The following is a 21052-nucleotide window of genomic DNA, read 5'->3' as shown; positions in this document are numbered from 1 at the left end:
TGAGAACTTCTTTACCTGGTTTATATGCTGCTGGTGATGTTAGAATTGATGCTGCTAAACAAGTCGTTTGTGCTGCTGGTGACGGTGCTACTGCTGCTGTTGATATTATTGAATTTTTAGGATAAGAAAGTTATTTCTTATCCTAATATGTTTTAAGTTAATTTAAAACTGCATCATGCCATTGAACCAATGTAAATCTATTTCCACTAGTTACCTCTTTTACTTCATGAGTAAAAATAGGATTACTAAGAAATACAATCATTTGTCCACTTTTCCCTCTAATCTTTACAGATTTATTATCTTGTGTTAATAAATAGTTAAAAACAAGTTCTCCACCTTCATAATCATCAGATAAAAAAAGTACAGTTGTTATTTTTCTTTGATTTGCTACAGTTTTAAATCCAACTAATTTATCATCTTTTAACAACATATTTGAATCATCACTATGAGCTTTATAAAAGCTACCTTTTGTATATTCAAGAATTTGTATATTTGTAGATGTTGTAAGAGCAAGTCTAAAAAAATCTTCTATTTTTGTTTGAAAAAATTTAAACTGTTTTGCATACAAATTATTAAACTCATCTGGAATTCTATGTATTTTAGTTTTTCTAATTTTTTTATCTAATTTTTGATCTACACTATTTATTTTTGTTACTTTTCTAACTTTTGCATCTTCAATATCATCATCTATTCTTAATAGCTTATTTAATTGTTCAATATTATTTTGTGAAAAAAAATCATCTATTATCATGTATGGATAATCATAATATGGATTTGGAAAAAGTTTTGTTGGCATTTCTAATTGTAAAATATTATCTTTACAATGTATATAGTTACTTATTTGGGCCATTTTCTATTTGTTTTAATAAACTTGCTAAGTCTCCTAAAACCCATACCTCTATAATTTTCCCATCTCTAAATTTAAAAAATGAGGCTCCATTGTATTTAATTCTATTATTTGTAGCTTCAAAATTTAACAATCTACCTTTATGTGTACCATTATATACTGCTCTTACTGCAATTCTATCATCTTCTTTTATTAAAATTTCAACACCATGATATAGATTTGGAATACCAGTTAATATACTATCCATGTACTCTTCAAACTCTTTTTTACCTTTAGTTTGAACACCTAAAGAACCATGAAACTCTATATCATCATCAAACAATATATCAATATATTCTTTATTTTGTTTATTCCATAAATACTCATAGTAATCTTTTACAATGTCTTCATTTTTAATTTTTTTCATTTTCTCCCCGATTCATAAACTCTTTCAAGTTTATTCGCAACTACATAAAGTTTCATTTATTACAAATTTATGCATTGCTTAATAAAATTTCATTTTCTAACTTTATAGTGGTATTTTCAAAGTTTATATTGATTAAATAATCCATTAAATTGAATTTTCATATCCTTATTTGAGTAGAATAAGGCAAAAATATTACTTTTCTTCTTGCTCCGTAACGTTTTCATCTAAGCATTTATCATAAAGTTTTTCGCAATTTGCATAACATTTTGCATCTTCTTTACTTTCGCTATCATCACACTTAAGTGCGCAATCATCATACACTTTATCGCATAAACTAATTGTAGGAATTTCTTCAATTTGTTCAGTGTCATTATTCTCAATATCAGTTGCAGCTATACATAATGAAACTGCAAATAAAATAGAAAGAACTATTTTTAACATTCATACCCCTATTTGACTTGTCATAAGTCTAATTTATTAGTACAAATATACTCTAAGAACTAGAGTACACCACATTACTTTAATTATTTTAAATAAAAAAAGTACTTAAAACCAATTCCTTATTCTACTAGCGAATTATAATCAATAAACAGAAAAAATATATAAAATAAAACTTAAAAAATAAACAGTAGATTAAAAAATGGCTATTTAAGGCATTTGCTGTTTAAAAAAAATACTCTTTTTGTTTAAAATTAATTTATAATTTTAATTCGTTTTTATAAAAATTGCAAATTTTTAATATTATTGATATAATCTCGGGAAAAAATAAGGTAATACTTTGCAAAATTATTTAAAAAATAAATATTTAATTTTAACACTTTTTATTTTATATTTAATTGTATTTAATTTATTAACATATAATTACTTTATTAATGATTTTAAAAAATTAGAAAATATTGAGAATAAAAAAAGAATATATTCCCTAGTAGAAAAGATTGATAATGAAATATCTAATTTATATAGAACATCTAATGACTACGCAGCATGGGATGATACATATGATTTTATCGTTTCAAAAGATAGAAAATATATTTTTGAAAATTTTAGAGAAAATAGTTCTACTTTAGAAGGTTTAAATTTAGATTTTATGATTTTTGTGGATAAAAATTATAATACTGTTTATTCTATACTTTCATCACAAATTAATAATAAGAATAAATTTATTAAAGACACAATAAAAAAATATAATAAAGATAATACTCCAACAATTTTGAAAATAAATGATAACTTTTACTATACAGTAAAATCTAATATACTTAAAAGTGATGCAACAGGTAAGATAAGAGGATATATTTTTTCAGGTAGAGAATTAAATATTCAAGAATTAAATGGTTCACTATTTACAAAATTAGAAATTTCAAAGCAAGAACAGACAAATAGTTTTTATATTTTAAAGACTAAGTTGCTTCCAGAATTTGACATTTATAATAAATATACTAATGATTTTATAATTTCAAATATCCAATTGAATAATATAAAAAATAAATTTTTTTTAAAATCATATTTTAAAAGAAGCTTATTTCATAAAAGCAAAGAACAAATATATATTTTCAACTCAATAATCTCAGTTTTATTTATAATTTTAATATTTCTTATATACTCTTATATTATTTATCAAGAACGTCAAAAAATTGAACTTAAGAAAAAAGTAAAAGAAGAAATTGACAAGCAAAGAAAACAAGAACAACTATTAATTCAACAAAGTAAATTAGCAGCAATGGGAGAAATGATTGGAAATATTGCTCATCAATGGAGGCAGCCACTTAATGCTTTAGGTTTAATATTACAAAATATACATTTTACATATAAAATTGGTGAATTAAATGAGAAATACCTTCAAAATAGTGTAGATAAAGCTAATATGCTTACAAAAAATATGTCTAAAACAATTGATGATTTTAGAAACTTTTTTAAACCAAATAAAGAAAAAAAAGAATTTAAAATAACACATACAGTAGAAAAAGCCATAAAACTAATGGATTCAACACTTGATAATAATGAAATTACGCTAGAAAAAGATATGCAAAATGATATTATTGCTTATGGGTTTGAAAATGAGTTTTCACAAAGTATTTTAAATATTCTTTCAAATGCAAAAGATGCACTTTTAGAGAATAATATAAAAGATGCAAAAATCAAAATAAGAAGTTACAAAACAAATAGTGATATTATTGTTGAAATTGAAGATAATGCAGGTGGAATTGACGAGGATATTAAAAATAAAATCTTTGAACCATACTTTACAACAAAAGAAGAAGGTAAAGGTACAGGAATTGGTTTATACATGACAAAAACTATTATAGAAAATAATATGAAAGGTAAAATTTATACAAAAGATGTGCCTAATGGCATCTGCTTTGTAATTACTCTTCCTATTTTAGAAGATTAACTAATATTAAAAAATATACTTAAATAAAATATTTTTTTTTACGTTTTTGTGTTAAAATAATATAAAGGTGTCACTATGAAAAATATTTTATTATTTATTTGTCTTTGTACTTTTTTATTTGCTAAAAATATTCAAAATTTGCCCATTAATGAAAAAACTACCAAATTAACTCTAAAAGAAAAAAAATATTTAACTAATATTAAAAATTTAAATATGTGTGTAGATCCAGACTGGATGCCTATGGATAAAATACAAAAAGGAAAACATGTTGGAGTGGGTTCTGATTATATATATCAAATCAAAAAGTTTTTAAATATAAATATAATTTTAGTAAAAACAAAAAACTGGTCTGAAACATTAGAATATATAAAACACAGAAAATGTGATATTATTCCATTGGCAGTAAAAACAAAAGAGCGTGCAAGTTTTTTAAACTTTTCAAAACCATATTTAAAACTTCCTCTTGTTATAGTGACAAAAATAGACAAGCTTTATATAAATAGTATTACTGATATACAAAAGCCTTTAGGAATTGTGAAAGGTTATGCCTTTCCTAAAAGAATATTAAATAAATTTCCTAATCTAAATATTGTTGAAGTTGATTCTGTAGAAGATGGATATAAAAAAGTAAGAAGATCTCAAATTTTTGGATTCATTGACACGGTTGCAACTGCTGGATATATAATCCAAAAGAAATATTTTGGTCAATTAAAAATCTCAGCTGATTTTGAGGATGATTGGTATTTACATATAGCAATAAGAAATGATAAACCCCAATTAGTACCAATCATAAATAAAGCACTTGCTTCTATACCCAAAGAAACTCACCAAAAAATATTTAATAAATGGATTGCAATAAATTATACGAAAGAGAATAGTTATCTTATAATGTTCTTATCAGTTCTTGGTATTTGTTTTATTTTTTGTATCATAATATATATAATTTTTAAAGCAAATAAAAAATTAAATAATGAAGTTAAAATTAGAAAAAAAATCGAAACTGAATTAAAAAGATATTTAAAAGTTGTTGATGAAAATATTCTTTTTATTACTATAGATTTAGATGGTAAGATTACTCATGCATCAAAAGCACTTTGTGAAATTTCAAAATATACACAAAAAGAGCTCTTAGAACAACCTCATCATATATTAAAACATGAGGATATGAATGTAAAACTATTTGATAGAATGTGGAATAATCTAAAAGCAAATCAACCTTGGAAAGGTGAGATAAAAAATGTTGCAAAAGATGGAACTGTTTTTTGGATACATGCAATTGTAACTCCAATGTTTAATGAAAATAGAGAAAAAATAGGATACACATCTATAAGTCAAAATATTACAAATAAAAAAAGATTAGAAGAGATATCTATTACAGATGAACTAACAACACTTTATAATAAAAGATACTTCAATGAAGTTTTTCCAAAATTAATAAATGCAGCAAAAAGAAAAAATGAATATATTATATTTTGTATCTATGATATAGATAACTTCAAGTATTATAATGATACATATGGTCACTTGAAAGGGGATGAAGTTTTAAATAAAGTATCATGTTATGTCAAATCTAAACTAAACCGTGCTGAAGATTTATGCTTTAGACTTGGAGGTGAAGAGTTTGGTCTTGTAATAAGAGAATCAAATAAAGAAAAAGTAATTAAATATATTGATTCTATTAGAGAAGGAATTGAACAATTAAAAATTAATCATATTAAAAATACTTCATCAAAATATGTGACAGCATCCTTTGGTATAGCATTATTAAAAGCTGACGAATGTAAAAATGTTGACTATATATACAAATTAGCAGATGAAAATTTATATAAAGCCAAAAATGAAGGAAGAAATAGAATCTGTAGTAATTGATTATTATGTTAAAATATTATTAATAAAGTTTTTATACTATTAGAAAAAAGGTGTTCATATGTTTGCAATATACAATAAAGGTAATGTTGGTTTTAGAAGTACAGCAGATAATCTTTATGAATTAAAGAATCTTGAAGGTCCAAATGAAGCTAGATTAAAACCTGATGATGATAGTTTATTTCAAAATTATCTAGATAAAGAAGAGGGAAACAAAGACAAACAAGCTGAACATCAAAATCAAAAAGCAGTTAATGCTTATAAAAAAATGGCAAATCTCGATTTATCAGAAGAGGTTTATCAAGCTGAAGATATTATGACAAAAAATATAATACATATTGATAGCGATGCCACATTAAATGATGCCTATGAACTTCTAAAAGATAAAAAAGTAAGTCATATTCCTATTGTGTCTTTTGGAAAAAAGATAATGGGACTAATTGATAAAAAATTGATATTAAACTATATAATTGAAGATTTAGAAAACTCTGAACAAATCTTAAATAGAAAACTTGAAGATTTATATCTTCCAGAAGTAATAACAGCAGATCCAAATGCAGATATTAGAAGTGTATGTAAAGTAATGCTTGATTTTAAACTTGGAGCAGTTCCTATCGTAAATGAAGAGGATGTTATTGTTGGTATTATTTCAAAAACTGATATTATTAAAGCCGTTTCTCATCTTCCAAAATTACAACTTTGGTCGTAACCTTTTTTGATAAAAGATACTTTTTAATAAATGAGTAATAGATAAGAAATTACATGAAAATGAGAAAACTATTAATGCAAAGATATAATCTTTGGCTGATAAATCTTTTTCAATAAATTGATGATTTATCATATATATAATAATAGCCGGAATAAAATTATAAAATATTGCATCTAAACTATCCAAAAAATTTAATAACTTATACTCTCTTTTTTTATTTAAAGACTCTTCATAAAAAATCCCAATAAATATAATTATTGAAAAGAAAAGTAATGATAATAAATATATATCTAAATCTAAAATTTTTTGTTTATTTTCCAAACATAAGATGAAAACTCCACATAAAAAACCATAACCATAAGTCTTTGCTATAGAAAAAGAATTTTGTTTTATTGAGTTTTTAATACGAATTATTTTTTTTCTTTTTTCATAAACTAAAATTTCTTTTGCATATATAAAAAGAGTTAAACTAAAAATTGCAATAGCTAAATAAATAACAATTCCTAAACTGATATTATAATAATCTTCCAAGAATAACCTTTTTATTTTTCTATATCATAACAAAAAAATAATTTATAAAATATTTATTCTAGTTAATTAGAAGTTAATAAAAGGGTAAAGATTGCCCTTTTATTATTAAGATGCAGTTCTATAGACTTTTTTCTCGTAATTTTGTATAGAAAATTCTTCTACTAACATATCACAAAAATCTTCTATATGGTACCCTAGACCTTTATAAAAAGAACTTTTTGCATTTGTTTTAACATCATTTGTCCAACTATAAACCCAAGGTAAAAAGTTTTCTTGTAGAAAAGATATTAATACTTTTTTAAATACCTCATCTCTTTTTATATTTAAAAGTAAAGTACTTATAAACTCCAATTCAATTGCAATAAAATCAGCAGGTTGAGTTAATAAAGATTTTGTAAAAAATGAACATTTTTTATAAATATTTTTTGCATTATCTGCTTCTTTTGAATATAACTCACCTGAAATATCTAAATAAAATGATGCAAAAGGAGGTGCTTTTAAATACATTTCATCACAAATAAACATATCAGTATAATCAACTGAAATATCTAAATGACTCTCTTCATTATGAGATTTCTGCCATAATTGAAGAACTTTTTTATTATCTTTTTCATCAGAGTGGATAAACCACTCTAATAAAACTTTCTGCTCTTTTATTTTATCCCACTGCTCTTTTGAAGGTGGATTATATAAAAACTGTGAAAAGATTGATGCTGCATTTCCTAATATAATTATATTATCCATATTAGATTCCTTATCCTAAAAATATATGAGATGTAATCAGTCCATAAAATAATATTCTAGTTAATAATATCCCAACTAATACTGCAATAAATGCTAATTTAGAGAAATTTCTTTTTAATAAAAGTAAACAAATACCAATACCACTAAGTACAATCCCCCAACCCATTAAATAAATATAATTTCCACTTGCTAAATCAAATACATTATTTATGACATCTAATTTTAAATTTCCCAAATAAAATGTATAAAGAGCAAGAGATAAAACAAACAATGTAAAGCCAATAACAGATGCTAAATTGGATACACTATACTCTTTTTGACTTTTAGCAATAAATGCACTATACATAACTGAACCTAATAATAAAGCTGATGAGAAAAATAAAAATAATGTTAGGTTTAAATTCCAAGTAGGAATAGTACTTGCCATTGATCCATAAATATTTCCCATAGCATAAAGCATTGCTATTCCAACAATTGGTAATGCATATATTGCTAATTTAGTACCTTTTAAAAATACAATTATTCCTACTAAAAGCATTAATCCAATTCCAACGATTTCTAAAGGAAGCCACGAAACTATATGATGCCCATCTTGAGAAAAACCAAAAATTCTTCCTAACATATAAGGAATGTGTAATGGCGTTCCTAAGTGAAATATTGATGTAACCATTGAAATAATTACAAAAATAAGGAATATCAATCCAAATTTTTTATAACTTTCATCTTTAATAGCAGTGTTTGCATTATTGATTGAATATAATAATGAAAATCCCACTGCACCTTGTGCAATAACAGTAAATAAAATTAGAGGAAGTTCCTCTATAAATGAGTTATACAATGTCATAACTAACCTCCTGATAACTTTGAGGAAGATGTGCTTCACCTACACCACTTTCTGATGCTTGTGCATGTTTTTCTGGTTTTATACATAAATTAGGTCTAGTTTTTTCATATTTTGGTAATGGAGCAACTCCAGCAAGTACACCATGTTTTGCTCTTAACTCTTTTATAGGCCCAGCTTCAATTGCTCTAAATGGACAAGCTTCAACACAAATTGGTTCTTTACCTTCATCAAGTCTTTCACTACATCCATTACATTTAGTCATATGCCCTTCATCTTCATCAAATTGTGGAGCCCCATAAGGACAAGCCATTGCACATGATTTACAACCAATACATTTGCTTGCATCTACACTTACAATTCCATATTTACCTTTGTGCATTGCACCAGTTGGACAAGCTTTTGTACAAGCTGGATCATCACAGTGGTTACAAGATAATGATGTATAATATGCAAATACATTTGATGCTTCAAATGCACCACTTTTTTGTTCAAACCAATTTCCACCTTCATATTCAACAACTCTTCTAAAACTTATTCCAACTGGTGATTTTTTATAATCTTTACATGCAAGTTGGCAAGTTCTACATCCTACACATCTTGTTTGGTCAAGAAAAAACCCAAATTGTTTATTTTTTTCCATAATATTTCCTTTTATGCTCTATATTTTTCTATTTCAACTAATGCAGAGTGTTGAGGATTTGCTTTTGCTATTGCTGTTGGTTGATGATCTGTCAACGTATTAATGCATCCTCCTACATCAAGTCCATTTTCATTTTTATACCATCCACCTTGTGGACAAGATGTAACTCCTGGCATGATTTTTGATGTTACTTTTACAGTTAATAGAATTTTCCCATGGTTATTGTGAACTAATGCTTTATCTCCTGTTGATAACTCTCTTTTTTTAGCATCTATTGGATTTATCCAAAGTTCATTTGGATTTATTTCTCTAATTGGTGCACTTTCCCAAAAGCTTGAGTGAGTTCTTCCTTTATAGTGGTATCCAAAAATTTGTAATGGATATTTTTTTCTAATTGGGTCTAATGGTCCATTTTTAGCATTTTCAAACTCTGGTAAAGGAGTGATTTTTTGACCTTTTTTTAGAATCCAAGTTTTTGACATTGTATCTAGTACTGTACTAAAAATTTCGATTTTCCCTGTAGGAGTTTTTAATGGATTCGCAATTGGATCTTTTACAAATTCTTCGTGAACAATAAAAGGTTTTTTATATCTTGGAAGTTTCAAAATTCCCATTTCAGTCATCTGTTTAAAAGTTGGCATATCAGCATTATTTTTAAACTTTTTATTCCATAAATGTTCTAACCATTGCTTTTGAGTTCTACCTTCAGTAAATTTATCAACTAATTGTTTCCCTCCAAGTTTTTGTGCAAGCTTAATACACATATCATAGTTTGTCATAGCTTCACCAACTGGTTCAATTGCTTTTTGTGAATATATAATATATGGTCTATCATTTGAGTAACCTGCACTTGATCTTACAAAATCTTCTTGTTCAAGTGGAGTTGCATCAGGAAGAATAATATCTGCAAATTTATTACTTGATGTTCTAGTTACATTTACATCTACAATAAATTCACAAAGAGTATCATCTTCTAAAATTTTTGCTGTTTTATTTGTATCACTATGCTGATTTATAAGACAATTTCCACCAGTATTTAAAATAAATTTAATATTTTGTTTTAACCGTTTAGTATTTCTTATACCATCAGTTAAATCTGTCATCTCTTTACCTCTTGTAATAGCATCAGTCCATAAAAAACATGGAATAGAATCTTTTATAGGATTTTTATATGGTAAATGAGCTGGTTCTATCCAACCTGTAGTATGTTCTCTACCTCCAGCATTTGTACCAGGAAGTCCTAAATTCCCTGTCATTACATTTAGTGTTGCAATTGCTCTTGAAGATTGTTCTCCATTTGCATGTCTTTGTGCACCCCAACCTTGGGCAATATAGCATGGTTTTACACTTGCTATTTCTCTAGCTAATTTAATAATTGTATCAGCTGGAACTTTTGTTATTTTTTCAGCCCATTTAGGAGTTTTTTCAACTTTATCTTCACCTTTTCCCATAATATAATCTTCATATGAAGCATTCTTTGGTGCATCTTTTGGAAGTGTATTAGAAGAAAATCCTACACAATATTTATCTAAGAACTCTTTATCATGTAAATTCTCACTAATTAATACATGAGCAATACCTGCAACAAGTGCAGCATCTGTTCCTGGCTCTAATGGTATCCACTGATCACATGCACCAACTAAACTATCAGAATATCTTGGGTCAATATGAATAATTTTTGCACCACTTTTTTCTAAAGCTGTTTTATAAGCATATCCAGTTCCTCCACCACTCATTCTTGTTTCTACTGGGTTATTACCAAACATTACTACAAGTTTTGCATTTTCTACTTGCATAATATCACTACCTCTATGTGTTCCATAAAAGTATTTTAATCCGTTTGCTATTTGACCAGTTGAATATGAATTATGATAATTTATATATCCTCCAAACATTCCCATAAGTCTCATAAAAGGACCTTTTGTACATCTATTCATAATAGCACCAGTTGTTCCTGTTGCATAAGGTATTAAAATAGCTTCATTCCCATATTTTGCTTTTACTTCTTTAAGTTTATTTGCAATTGTATCAATAGCTTCTTCCCATGATATTTTTACAAATTTACCCTCACCTCTTTTTCCAACTCTTTTTAGTGGGTGTCTTAATCTATTTGGATTATATACTCTAAATCTATTAGATCGTCCTCTTAAACATGCTCTTACTTGATGACTTCCAAATTCATCACCACCTGTATTATCTGTTTCTATGTGATCAATTTTCCCATCATTTACAAATACTCTTACTGGACATTTACTACCACAGTTAATAGTACATCCTGCCCATTTAATAGCATCATACTGTTTTTTTTCAACTTTTTGTTCTGCTAAAGAAGGAATAGGCAAAACAGTTGTAGCTGCAACACTACCACTTAATGCTCCACTCCATTGCAAAAATTGTCGTCGACTTATTTTATGCATAATGTATCCTTAATAAAAATTTCATTTATAAAAAGAATCTTATAAAAATAAGTTAGCAAAAAGTTGTCAGTTTTTAATAAGTAGTAAAATATTTATAAGAATTAATTGATATAATAAAAAGAAAAATGGATTTTTCATGAGATTTTTATTTACTTTTCTTATCATTTTCTTATCATGTTACGGCTCTTTATATGCTAAAAATAGACATATTCTTATTTTGCAATCATATAACAAAGGACTTGTTTGGTCTGATAATATAGTAAAAGGAATAGAAGATACTTTACTTTTGCAAAAAGATCATTATGAAATAACAACAGAATATATGGATACAAAAAAGATAAATTCAGAAAAATATATGAATTCTTTATATAAATTATTTGTTTTAAAGATGGAAAATCAAACTTTTGATGCAATTATTGTTGCTGATAATGAAGCAGTTGAATTTGTCTTAAAATATAGAAACGAACTATTTAAAAACATTCCTTTGGTTTTTTGTGGAATTGATAAAAGAGATCCTGGACTTGATATAAATAATATATTAAATAAAAAAATCCCTTTAATTTTAGAAAGTAAAGAAATAGAAAAGAACATAAATTTTATTACTAAAATACTTCCAAATTTAAAACAACTATATATTATAAATGATTATACGGGCGCATCTGTATTAGTTAATCATACATACAAAGCGCAAGCAAAAAAATTAGAAAAAAAAGGAATAAAAGCAACTGTAAATTTTAATGGGAATTTAAAAAAAATAAAAAAAGATATACAAAACCTACCAAAAAATAGTGCAGTTTTATTTGGAAGTCTTTTTAGAGATAAGTTTGGTAAATATGTTCCATATTATGATGTAAATGATGTACTAAATTCTTCTAAGGTTCCTTTATTTTCTATTTCTGATTCACATTTTGGAAGAGGTGTAATTGGTGGATATTTATTAAGAGGTTATGATTTAGGAGTGGCCTCTGCAAAACAAGTAATAAGGATTTTACAAACAAATAAGAAAATGAAAAAAAATCCAATAGTTGTACCTTCTCAATGGGCATTTGATTATAAAATAATTAAAAAATATAATATAAATATAAATAAAATACCTAAAAATTCAATAGTTATAAATCAACCAAAAAGCTTTTTTGAAAAAAATAAAAAACTAGTAGAATATGCTTTTATACTATTTCCATTTTTATTAATATCACTTATCTTTGCAATTATAAACAATTATCAAAAATATAAATTAAGCCAAAAACTAAAAGCACAAAGTGAATTGCAAGAAGTGCTACTTAACAATATACAAAACTCTATATTTTGGATTGATAATCATTTTAGAGTCAAAGGTTGTAATAACTCGTTTAGTAAACTTCTAAATTTACCTCAAAATGAAATTATTGGAAAAGATATTTGTAAAATTTTCTTCAAAATTTGTGATTTACCAATCAAACAAAGTTTAAAAGATTTAAAAGAAATAGAGTTTACTTCAAATGAAAAAATATTTAGATTAACAAGTCAAATCTTTTTAGATAATAAAGGAGAAAATGGTGGAATTGTATCAATTATGACAAATATCACAGAAAAAAGACAACTTGAAGTAAATACACAATTCATAATTCAACAATCAAAACTATCAGAAATAGGAGAGATGCTATCTGCAATTGTACATCAATGGAAAAACCCTTTAGTTGAACTTTCTGCTGTTGCACATAAAATGTTGTATTATGATAAAAAAAATAGACTTACAAGTGATGATATAAAAAGTTTTTATGATAATATCATGACACAAACTATATATATGAGTGATACAATTGATGGTTTTAGAGATTTTATTAGACCATCAAATATGCCAAAAGCTTTTGATGTAGATACAGGATTAAAAGAAGTACTTGCACTTTTATCTTACTCTTTAAAATATTCACACATAGAATTAGACTATGAGAATAATTTAAAAGATAACTCTTTTGCTTATGGATATCCAAATGAATTTAAACAAGTAATTGTAAGTATAATAAATAATGCAAAAGATGCAATAAATAGTGCAAAAACACCAAATAGTACATTCAAAGGGAAAATTAAACTATCACTTCATAAAAATAGTAATGATATTGAACTATTTATTGAAGATAACGGATGTGGAATAAAAGATGAAATAATTAATCAGCTATTTAATCCTTTCTTTACTACAAAAACAAAAGGTGATGGATTTGGTTTGTATATGGCAAAATTAATCATAGAAAATAAAATGCATGGAGATATAAAAATAACACAAATTCCAAATGGTACAAGAGTATCAATAGTAATCCCCACTTCAAAGAATAAAAAATGATGAAAATCTTATTATTAGAAGATAATATAAGTCTTGCAGAAATAATAAAAGAGATGTTTAAAGAAAAAGGTTTAAATGTTGATTGGTTTGAAGATGGAGAAGAGGCTTTATATAACATCACCAATGGATATGATTGTTTTATTTTAGATATAAATGTTCCATCACTAGATGGATTAAACCTTTTAAAAGAGATAAGATCTAGAGATAAAACAACTCCTGCAATTATAATAAGTTCAAATATAGAGTTTGAAACAATAAAAAAAGCATATAACACAGGCTGTAATGATTTTCTAAAAAAACCTTTTTATATTTATGAACTTGAATGTAAAGTTGATCTTCTATGTAATAAAGAAGAAGAGATTATTTTTTGTAATAACATTTCATACAACTTAAAAGAAGAGATACTTTATGATAAAAATAAAAACTCCATAAAACTAACACAAAAAGAAAAACGACTTTTAACTTTACTTTGTAAAACACCAAATATTGCAGTCTCTTTAGACGCAATAGAACAATATGTTTGGGAAGGAGAAATTGTTGGGATTTCGGGAATAAGATCTTTAATAAAAAGAATTCGTTCAAAAGTTTGTAAAGAGTTTATTCAAACAGATAACTATGGATACAAACTAATAACAAAAAAATAATCCCATCAAAAAGACTTTGTAGATATTAACTTATAGTTTGAATATCTACAAGTTCAATATATGAACAATCTTTTTTCATAAGTTTTCGTGAATTTGCATCCTCTTCAGCAAGAGAAATCAAATCTGCAAAATCATCTTTATTTACCTCAAACTGATATAACTCTTTTTTCGTTTCAATATTTATTTTGCTACTACTATCTTTTGTAAAAAGATCAAGATTTCGAACACCCTTTGCAAACTCATTTTTAATAGCTCTTACTACTTTTTCATTTTCCAATAACTTTCCAATTGGCAACTCTAAATTAAAATCATTTTTGCATACTATTTTATATGTGACCATTATCTTTCCATCCATCTTTTTTCCTCAAGTATTAATTCTATATATATTTATTTAAAATATTATAGCAGTTTAAAAAAAGAAGCTTATATTTATTACAAATTGTAATGTATTAAAAGATAAATTTATAATGAATAATCTATACCTAAACTACTTACTTTTTCTTGAAGTTCTTTACTTGATATAAATTCAGCGATTGTTTTTATTCCAACTTTTTTGCTGAAATTTAACATCGATTTTACTATTTCAAGTGAACTTTCATCATCTAGTATTCTTTTTATAATAGAACCATCAATTTTTACAAGATATTTAAAGTTGCTGTAAACACTTCCAAAGTCATCAATCGCAATTTTATATCCAATTGATTTAACTTTTTCTATAAATTTATATATTAGTTCACAAGTTGTGATTTTTTCTGATTCTACTAATTCTAAAACTAATTTATTTGCTTGAATTAGTGTACCATCTAAAGCAAAAGTTGCAATGACATAATTTTCATCAAGGGCTTGAATTTTTGTAAATTCTCTTTTTTATTGATTCATTTGTCTTCTTTATGTAAGTAATATTATATATTTTACAAAAATAAGTATTTAGCAAGACTGAATGGTTTTAAATTAAAGTATATTGCTTATTAATAAGCAATATAAATTATATCAAACAATATTTTATTGATATTAATTAATAATTAATTAGTTTAACTATAAAATTTAATAATTAATATTGGAGATAATTATTAAAAAATATATTGTAAAAAAATTCAATACAATTATTGCTATTTTTACTTCATTACTTTTTGTTAATGGTATTATTTTCACAATGGAACAATTTAATCTTTTAGATATAGCAAATACGATATCCCTTCGAAATATTGCTAGTTCAATTGAAAATAAATCACAAATATATATAGACGAAAATAAATCTTTATCTATATTGATAGACGATGAATTATATGAGAAAGAATTTCAATCCACTTCTCCTTTAAATAAAGATAAATTATATATTATTCTTAGCAAAATAATTTCAAAAAAACCTAAAAATATAATAATAGATTTGGATATATCTCCTGACTATAACTTTCAGAATAATAAGAACACTAATAACAGCTTATATAAACTACTAAAAAAACATTCAAAAAATATAAACTTCACATTACCTTTTGCAATATATTCTAAAACAAAAGAAAATAAATCCATAAAAAGAACTTGGATGAAGAATATGTGCAAAAATGGTATTTCTTTTGCAATACCTTTTATACATTCTCAAATGGGAATTTCACTTAATTTTTATGATTATAAAAATTCTTTATACAATACTACTTTAAAAAATAATTCTGTATGTAAAAACCTTCTAAATTCTAAAAATGGAATTTACACTTTACTAAAAAAGTATAAAAATGATTTTAAAAACTCAAAAGAATTTCCTATAAATTTTGAAAATAGCAATTCTAGTAATATAATTCTAACTTCTATAAATCAATTGAATAGTTATAGTTTAAAAGATAAGACTATATTTTTAGGTGGTAAATATGGATATTCTGATAAATATCTAACGCCTTATGGAGAAAAAGTTGGAACACAAATCCATGAAGCAATATTTTATACACAAACACATAAAATAAATAATGCTAATACTTCTATTACTGTTTTTGCAGATTTATTCCTTGCTTTTACATTTGGTTTATTACTTGAAAAGATTTTAGAGTTTAGAAAAAAAGCACAGAGTTTAAACATAATAGCAGTTTTAAATATTTTACTTTTTATTTTTTTAATTCTCTTTATTTTTATTTCTAGTTACATAAGTAGTCATATATACCATAATTTTTACATATGGTTAAATCCTATTCCTTTAATTATTGGTATGTTTTTAGACTCTATAATAGGTCTATCTCAAAAAGAAAACATAAATAAAGATATATTAAATTGGAAGAATATCTTATACTATCTATTTGTTTTAATCTTTATAATACTGGGAGTTTATTCAATTTTATTAACTTCATTAAATTTATAAATAAGGAGATTTATGAAAAGTATTCTAATTTTATTTTTATTTATCCTAAATCTAAATGCAACTGTATTATTTTTAGGTAATAGTCATAAAAAGTTTAAATGTGATGGAGAAATTTATTCTCCTATTAAATTAATTGATTGCAAAAATATTGAAGCAATTAACAAAATAAATTTTTGTTATTTTAAAAATGCGAATTTAGGATGTAAATCTTTAAACAAAAATGAAAAATTTAATATTTCAAAAACAGATAATAATCCAATTAATTTTAAAAGGCTAATATCTTTTAATAAAGTTGAACAAATTTCATTTGGAATAAAAAGATTTGGAGATAAAAGTTTAAAAGTAAATATTCTTCCGAAAGGAACAATATTAAAACCAAAATCTAATTTAATTTTGCATATAAATTCAAAAAGTAATAATAATATATTTTCTCTTTATACTAATAATAAATTAATTTTCACTTCTTCTTTAAAAAATAACCAAATAGTTATTCCTAAACAAAAATTTAAATATAGTTACTCATATAAATGGAACTTAAAAATTGCAGATACTATATATAGAGGTAGTTTTGATATATTAGATAAATCTACCCAGAAAGATATAAATAAAGAAATTTCATCTATTACAAATAAAATAAACAATATAGAAATTAAAAATCAAATTATAAGTATTCTATATGATCAATATGGTCTTAAATATGATAGATATAAAATTTTAAAAGGAGAATAAATTGAAAAAACTTTTTATCTGTTACTTAACCTTAATAAACTTTTTATTTGCATTTGACTTTGGGTCAATCACATCATCTTTATCAAAAGGTATTGATTCTGCCTCAGAAAGTATAAACTCTGCAGCAAAAAGCGTTAATTCTGTTGTAAAAGATTCTATTTCCAATCTTAATAATTCTACTAGTACCACAAATACTGATTTAGAATGCAAAAAACCAATAGAAAATTATAATTTTAATTATATTGAAGCACTTAAGATTGCTTCAATGTATTATGGTTCTAAATCATCAAAAATAATTAATTTTATTTCTAATAAAAATACAAATAAAGAAGATATGGCACAAGACATAAAACAACTATCTATACAAATAGCAAAAAAGACTATTTGGTTACCAACTAGCAGTGAAAAAATTTATGGAAAATATATATTTGATAAAAGAAAAGAAAAAGGTGATGTAATAGATAAAAATACAAAAAATCACAAATACAAGAATATGTATAAAAAGCTAGAAATATTCACAAAAAAATATAATAATTATTTGAAAAAAAATAAATATCTTGAAAATAATAAGTTCCCTTTCAATATAAAGATATATATAACATCCAATAATAATCAAGTCGAAGCAATCCCTGGTGGATATATATTTATTAGTGAAGATTACATAAAAGAGAATAGATATAAAACTGCATTAGCTCATGAGCTCACACATATTTCTAAAAGACATACAACAAAAGAGCTACAATATAGGCTTATTAATGGTTATGATTCAATAGATGAAATTAAAAATTTAATTAAAAATGTACAAACTAAAGAATATAGTACTTTATCTAAAATTTCTACTGCACTTGCAGGAAAAGATTATATTCTAAAATTATTTTCAAGATATTCACAATCACAAGAATTAGAAGCTGATTCTTGCAGTTTAAAAATTCTAACAGATATAAATCATAAAAACAAAAATAAATATATAAAAGAATTAGTAAAAAATATAGATTTAACTATTCAAAATGAACAGGAGTCAAAAAACGAAATTCTAAATATGAATATAGAAGAACATCCTGATAAAAAGAAACGTATTGCTAATATAAAATCTTTAGCAGTAAAAATATAAATATCTTTATTTTTTTTAATAGAATGAACAAAAAAGATCAAAAATAAAAATTAAATTATAAAATGGCACGCCTGGTAGGATTCGAACCCACAACCACCCGGGCCGAAACCGGGAGCTCTATCCAGTTGAGCCACAGACGCGCTTATGATAGGTTCGAATTTTAACAAAAGAAAACTTAAATTTTTCTACTTGCTTTTAAATATTATCTATTACTATTAAAATAAAAAATACAATTCCTAAGTATCCATTTACTGTAAAGAAGGCTCTATCTATTTTTTTAAAGTCTTTATTTACTAAATAGTGTTCATAACTAAGCATCATTGCACTTACTGCTACAGCGATATATCCAAAGATTGAACTATCTGATTTAATAACAAATAATAACCAAAAGATTACTGTTAAAAGGTGGAATACTTTAGAGATATTCATAGTATTTTTTGCACCAAATTTACTTGGGATTGAGTGTAGTCCTAATTTTTTATCTACATCAATATCTTGAAGAGAATATAACAGATCAAATCCAGCTACCCAAAACATAACCCCAATACTTAATAAAACTGTCCATAAAGGAATAGTTTCAGTTACTGCAACTACTCCTGCAATTGGTGCAAGTCCTAAAGATATACCAAGTATTAAGTGTGCTAAAAATGAAAATCTTTTAAAATACGAATAAGAACCAATTACAATTAAAATCGGTATTGATATTTTAAAAGCTAAATCATTTACAAAATATGCAACAATAACAAATCCAATTGCATTTGCAATAATAAATGTCAGCATTTGAGATGGGCTAATTCGTCCATCTACATTTGGTCTATTTACTGTTCTTGGATTTAAAGCATCAATATCTCTATCTAAATATCTATTTACAGCCATCGCAAAATTTCTTGCTGTTAAAGCTGCCAAAACTCCAAGAATTAGAAGTTTAAATCCAAACCAACCTTTTGCTCCTACTACCATTGCTATAAAAATAAATGGCAATGAAAAGATAGAGTGTTTGAACATTACTAGTTCACTAAAATTATTTAAAAGTTTGTTTATTTTTTCCATAGCAGGATTTTATCCAATCTTATATATAAAGTTATTTATATAGTTGGTTTTTTAACTTTTCTTTATTCAAATTTAACTACAATTGCGCACATAAAGGACTTTTATGAAATACACAAAAATACTATTAATTATATTCATTACTATTACATTTAATGCATGTACAACGACAAATCAAGCTAATATTGAAAAATCAAATAACCAACAAATTTCAGAATTATTAGATGAAATTCAAAAAAAAGATGCAAAAATTGAAAAACTACAATCTGAAATTGAAAAACTAAAAGCAGAAAAAAAATGAAACAAATTGCAATAATAGGTTCTACAGCTTCTGGAAAGACTGCTCTTGCATTAGATATTGCAAATAAAACGAACTCTATTATTTTATCTCTTGATTCTTTATCTGTTTATAAACAAATAGATATAGCTTCTGCAAAACCAACTATTAAAGAAAGAGGAGAGATAATTCACTTTGGAATAGATGAAGTCTATCCAAATGAGAACTTTGATGTAATTCAATTTATTGATTGTTATAAAAAAGCTGTTAACTTTGCAAAAGAGCAAAATAAAAACCTTATTATTGTAGGGGGAACTGGATTTTATCTAAAAGCGTTAGTTGAAGGAATATCTTTAGGAGTTGACACAAAACAAAAACTTGATATTGATAAAAAAGAAGCATACGATTTTTTATATAATTTAGATAAAGATTATATGCAAAAAATTGCATCTAATGATGCATATCGAATAGAAAAAGCTTATGCTATTTATAATCAAACAGGTATGACACCAACAGAATTTTTTAAAAAAAATAAAAAAGAGCCTATTGCAAAAGATTTAAAAATATTTGAAATTACTTGGCCAAGGGATGAACTTAGAAAAAGAATAGCATTAAGAACTAAGCAAATGATAAAAGATGGAGTGATTGATGAAGTGATTTTTTTAGAGAAAACATACACAAGACTTCCAAACTGTATGAGTTCCATAGGAATTGTAGAGACTTTAGAGTATCTTGATGGGAAACTAACAAAACAACAACTAGAAGAAAAAATCTCAATAAATACTGCTAAACTTGCAAAAAGACAAAATACATTTAATAATTCTCAATTTTTAGAAAATAAAACTTCCAATATTATAGAAAACTTAAATTCAGATATTTTTAAGTATTTTTCGATATAATCACAAACTTTAAAAGAAAAGAGTTTAATAAAGGGCAACAAAGACTTGACCTTTTATTAAACATTAGAAACCTTAAGGAAGATAAAGTGAAAAAAGATATTCACCCAGATTATAAAGCTTGTACTGTTACTTGTGCATGCGGAAACACATTTGAAACAAAATCAAATGTAGAAACATTAAGAGTTGATATTTGTTCAGCTTGTCACCCTTTCTTTACTGGAGAGCAAAAAATTGTTGATGCTGCTGGTAGAGTAGAGAAATTCAAAGCTAAATACAACTTAAACAAATAAG

Annotated in this window: 22 protein-coding genes, 1 tRNA gene and 1 pseudogene; 12 read left to right on the top strand and 12 right to left on the bottom strand. The window is 25.1% G+C overall.

Translation table 11 applies throughout. The annotated features are described in order from the left end of the window. A pseudogene (locus CRU93_RS10460) lies at window positions 1–125 on the top strand (thioredoxin-disulfide reductase); the annotation flags it as partial. 32 nt (window positions 126–157) lie between these two features. On the opposite strand, the gene CRU93_RS10455 reads toward CRU93_RS10460, so the two are convergent. The 3 genes from CRU93_RS10455 to CRU93_RS10445 form a co-directional block, all read right to left on the bottom strand. Continuing rightward, window positions 158–850 carry a 2OG-Fe(II) oxygenase gene (locus CRU93_RS10455; RefSeq protein WP_129104152.1) on the bottom strand — a complete coding sequence of 231 codons (693 nt, stop codon included), beginning with the start codon at window positions 848–850 and terminating at the stop codon, window positions 158–160. After that, window positions 834–1253, bottom strand: coding sequence for an ester cyclase (locus CRU93_RS10450; RefSeq protein ID WP_129104151.1), 420 nt, complete (start codon window positions 1251–1253; stop codon window positions 834–836). The genes CRU93_RS10455 and CRU93_RS10450 overlap by 17 nt, the downstream gene beginning before the upstream one ends. A 192-nt stretch (window positions 1254–1445) precedes the next feature. Further along, window positions 1446–1694, bottom strand: coding sequence for a hypothetical protein (locus CRU93_RS10445; protein WP_129104150.1), 249 nt, complete (start codon window positions 1692–1694; stop codon window positions 1446–1448). Between the two features lie 337 nt (window positions 1695–2031). On the opposite strand from CRU93_RS10445, the gene CRU93_RS10440 reads away from it, so the two are divergent. The 3 genes from CRU93_RS10440 (at window position 2032) to CRU93_RS10430 (ending at window position 6217) form a co-directional block, all read left to right on the top strand. Further along, window positions 2032–3642 carry a CHASE4 domain-containing protein gene (locus tag CRU93_RS10440; RefSeq protein ID WP_129104149.1) on the top strand — a complete coding sequence of 537 codons (1611 nt, stop codon included), beginning with the start codon at window positions 2032–2034 and terminating at the stop codon, window positions 3640–3642. A gap of 75 nt (window positions 3643–3717) precedes the next feature. Then, window positions 3718–5511 carry a diguanylate cyclase gene (locus CRU93_RS10435; protein WP_129104148.1) on the top strand — a complete coding sequence of 598 codons (1794 nt, stop codon included), beginning with the start codon at window positions 3718–3720 and terminating at the stop codon, window positions 5509–5511. A 58-nt stretch (window positions 5512–5569) separates the two neighbouring features. Further along, window positions 5570–6217 carry a CBS domain-containing protein gene (locus tag CRU93_RS10430; RefSeq protein ID WP_129104147.1) on the top strand — a complete coding sequence of 216 codons (648 nt, stop codon included), beginning with the start codon at window positions 5570–5572 and terminating at the stop codon, window positions 6215–6217. Here CRU93_RS10430 and CRU93_RS10425 read toward each other — a convergent pair. From CRU93_RS10425 to CRU93_RS10405, 5 genes are all read right to left on the bottom strand, one after another. After that, on the bottom strand, window positions 6200–6748 hold the full coding sequence (locus CRU93_RS10425) for a hypothetical protein (protein WP_129104146.1): 549 nt from the start codon (window positions 6746–6748) through the stop codon (window positions 6200–6202). The genes CRU93_RS10430 and CRU93_RS10425 overlap by 18 nt on opposite strands. Before the next feature lie 105 nt (window positions 6749–6853). Continuing rightward, the gene (locus CRU93_RS10420; RefSeq protein ID WP_129104145.1) at window positions 6854–7492 is read right to left on the bottom strand and encodes a molecular chaperone; all 639 of its coding nucleotides are present in this window, start codon (window positions 7490–7492) and stop codon (window positions 6854–6856) included. A 10-nt stretch (window positions 7493–7502) separates the two neighbouring features. Next, entirely contained in the window at window positions 7503–8336 is an 834-nt protein-coding gene (locus CRU93_RS10415) for a DmsC/YnfH family molybdoenzyme membrane anchor subunit (RefSeq protein WP_129104144.1), read from the bottom strand. Further along, entirely contained in the window at window positions 8323–8976 is a 654-nt protein-coding gene (locus tag CRU93_RS10410; protein WP_129104143.1) for a DMSO/selenate family reductase complex B subunit, read from the bottom strand. The genes CRU93_RS10415 and CRU93_RS10410 overlap by 14 nt, the downstream gene beginning before the upstream one ends. 11 nt (window positions 8977–8987) lie before the next feature. After that, window positions 8988–11393, bottom strand: a complete 2406-nt coding sequence (locus CRU93_RS10405; protein WP_129104142.1) for a DMSO/selenate family reductase complex A subunit — start codon at window positions 11391–11393, stop codon at window positions 8988–8990. A gap of 136 nt (window positions 11394–11529) precedes the next feature. Here CRU93_RS10405 and CRU93_RS10400 point away from each other — a divergent pair, with 136 nt between their 5' ends. Both CRU93_RS10400 and CRU93_RS10395 read left to right on the top strand, forming a co-directional pair. Next, complete coding sequence (locus CRU93_RS10400) at window positions 11530–13710, top strand: ABC transporter substrate binding protein (protein ID WP_129104141.1); 2181 nt, start codon at window positions 11530–11532, stop codon at window positions 13708–13710. After that, on the top strand, window positions 13707–14354 hold the full coding sequence (locus CRU93_RS10395; protein ID WP_258238893.1) for a response regulator transcription factor: 648 nt from the start codon (window positions 13707–13709) through the stop codon (window positions 14352–14354). Before CRU93_RS10400 ends, CRU93_RS10395 begins: the two co-directional genes overlap by 4 nt. A 25-nt stretch (window positions 14355–14379) precedes the next feature. Here CRU93_RS10395 and CRU93_RS10390 read toward each other — a convergent pair whose 3' ends face one another. Then, window positions 14380–14709, bottom strand: a complete 330-nt coding sequence (locus CRU93_RS10390; protein ID WP_129104140.1) for a hypothetical protein — start codon at window positions 14707–14709, stop codon at window positions 14380–14382. A 107-nt stretch (window positions 14710–14816) separates the two neighbouring features. Next, window positions 14817–15176 carry an EAL domain-containing protein gene (locus CRU93_RS10385; RefSeq protein ID WP_258238895.1) on the bottom strand — a complete coding sequence of 120 codons (360 nt, stop codon included), beginning with the start codon at window positions 15174–15176 and terminating at the stop codon, window positions 14817–14819. Window positions 15177–15507: 331 nt separating this feature from the next. Here CRU93_RS10385 and CRU93_RS10380 point away from each other — a divergent pair, with 331 nt between their 5' ends. From CRU93_RS10380 to CRU93_RS10370, 3 genes are read left to right on the top strand one after another with little or no spacing between them, the layout of a single operon-like run. Continuing rightward, window positions 15508–16698, top strand: a complete 1191-nt coding sequence (locus tag CRU93_RS10380) for a CHASE2 domain-containing protein (protein WP_129104138.1) — start codon at window positions 15508–15510, stop codon at window positions 16696–16698. Window positions 16699–16710: 12 nt separating this feature from the next. Beyond that, window positions 16711–17427, top strand: a complete 717-nt coding sequence (locus tag CRU93_RS10375) for a hypothetical protein (RefSeq protein WP_129104137.1) — start codon at window positions 16711–16713, stop codon at window positions 17425–17427. Window position 17428: 1 nt separating this feature from the next. Then, window positions 17429–18538 carry a M48 family metalloprotease gene (locus tag CRU93_RS10370; protein ID WP_129104136.1) on the top strand — a complete coding sequence of 370 codons (1110 nt, stop codon included), beginning with the start codon at window positions 17429–17431 and terminating at the stop codon, window positions 18536–18538. Between the two features lie 63 nt (window positions 18539–18601). Here CRU93_RS10370 and CRU93_RS10365 read toward each other — a convergent pair. Both CRU93_RS10365 and mqnP read right to left on the bottom strand, forming a co-directional pair. After that, window positions 18602–18678 (bottom strand) — tRNA-Arg (locus CRU93_RS10365). Window positions 18679–18733: 55 nt separating this feature from the next. Next, window positions 18734–19588: a menaquinone biosynthesis prenyltransferase MqnP gene (gene mqnP / locus CRU93_RS10360; protein WP_129104135.1), complete on the bottom strand. Its 855-nt coding sequence runs from the start codon at window positions 19586–19588 to the stop codon at window positions 18734–18736. A 103-nt stretch (window positions 19589–19691) separates the two neighbouring features. On the opposite strand from mqnP, the gene CRU93_RS10355 reads away from it, so the two are divergent. The 3 genes from CRU93_RS10355 (at window position 19692) to rpmE (ending at window position 21051) form a co-directional block, all read left to right on the top strand. Continuing rightward, the gene (locus CRU93_RS10355; protein ID WP_129104134.1) at window positions 19692–19886 is read left to right on the top strand and encodes a hypothetical protein; all 195 of its coding nucleotides are present in this window, start codon (window positions 19692–19694) and stop codon (window positions 19884–19886) included. Next, window positions 19883–20761, top strand: a complete 879-nt coding sequence (gene miaA / locus CRU93_RS10350; protein WP_129104133.1) for a tRNA (adenosine(37)-N6)-dimethylallyltransferase MiaA — start codon at window positions 19883–19885, stop codon at window positions 20759–20761. Before CRU93_RS10355 ends, miaA begins: the two co-directional genes overlap by 4 nt. An 86-nt stretch (window positions 20762–20847) precedes the next feature. After that, window positions 20848–21051: a 50S ribosomal protein L31 gene (gene rpmE / locus CRU93_RS10345; RefSeq protein WP_129104132.1), complete on the top strand. Its 204-nt coding sequence runs from the start codon at window positions 20848–20850 to the stop codon at window positions 21049–21051. Window position 21052: the final 1 nt, after the last annotated feature.

It is taken from the genome of Arcobacter sp. CECT 8985, assembly GCF_004116495.1.
GTDB lineage: Bacteria > Campylobacterota > Campylobacteria > Campylobacterales > Arcobacteraceae > Malaciobacter.
This window is presented reverse-complemented; position numbering and strand designations above follow the sequence as displayed.